Genomic DNA, 741 nt, shown 5'->3' with positions numbered 1-741 from the left:
AATGGAAGAGCATGGAATCCGTGTGGGTATGGGTACCGATGTGGGTGCAGGTACGAGCTTCTCTATCCTACAAACGATGAGTGAAGCGTATAAAATCATGCAGCTTCAACATAAGAAATTGCACCCAGCTAAGTCGCTATTCTTAGCCACGTTAGGTGGTGCGCGATCTCTTCACTTAGAAGACAAAATCGGTAACTTAGAAGTGGGTAAAGAGGCAGATTTCGTGGTTCTAGATTTGCACGCAACTCAGTTAATGCGCTTTAGAATGGAGCAAACGACAAACCTTGAAGAGAAACTGTTTGTGTTGATGAGTCTTGGCGATGACAGAACCGTCAGCGAGACATACATCTACGGTGAAAAGGCGTATGACGCTAACTTCAAAGAATACAAAAAACTCGTCAGTTAGGCTCAAGACGAGTAACACCCGCTAGGTAGCAACGACAATCGTTGTCAATAATCCGTCCAGATTCACCTAGCATTCTATTCACCTCGCCTTATTGGACCAGTCGCTCCCAAGCCTCTGGTCTTTTTTGTACCCAAACATAACTAAATTTTCACTGTGTGCTAAATGCCCACGACGTAACCGATTTATGTTGGTAACTTAGGATACTTATGCAAATCGCTCAGCCTGCCTAATCCGTGTTGAAGTGTGAACTTGGAGGACAGCAGGTTAATTGGAGCGCCTCGCTTAATTGACGCGAAAGTGAACGCAGAAAAGATAGCCATCATCAAGCGTAAGTT

At 44.7% G+C, this 741-nt stretch carries 1 protein-coding gene; it reads left to right on the top strand.

Annotation, left to right across the window (positions count from 1 at the left end; translation table 11 throughout):
- A partial coding sequence (locus KIV40_RS35025; protein ID WP_285354076.1) for an amidohydrolase family protein occupies positions 1-406 on the top strand: 406 nt, incomplete at its 5' end.
- Positions 407-741: the final 335 nt, after the last annotated feature.

This window comes from Vibrio sp. D173a, assembly GCF_030248475.1.
This window is presented reverse-complemented; position numbering and strand designations above follow the sequence as displayed.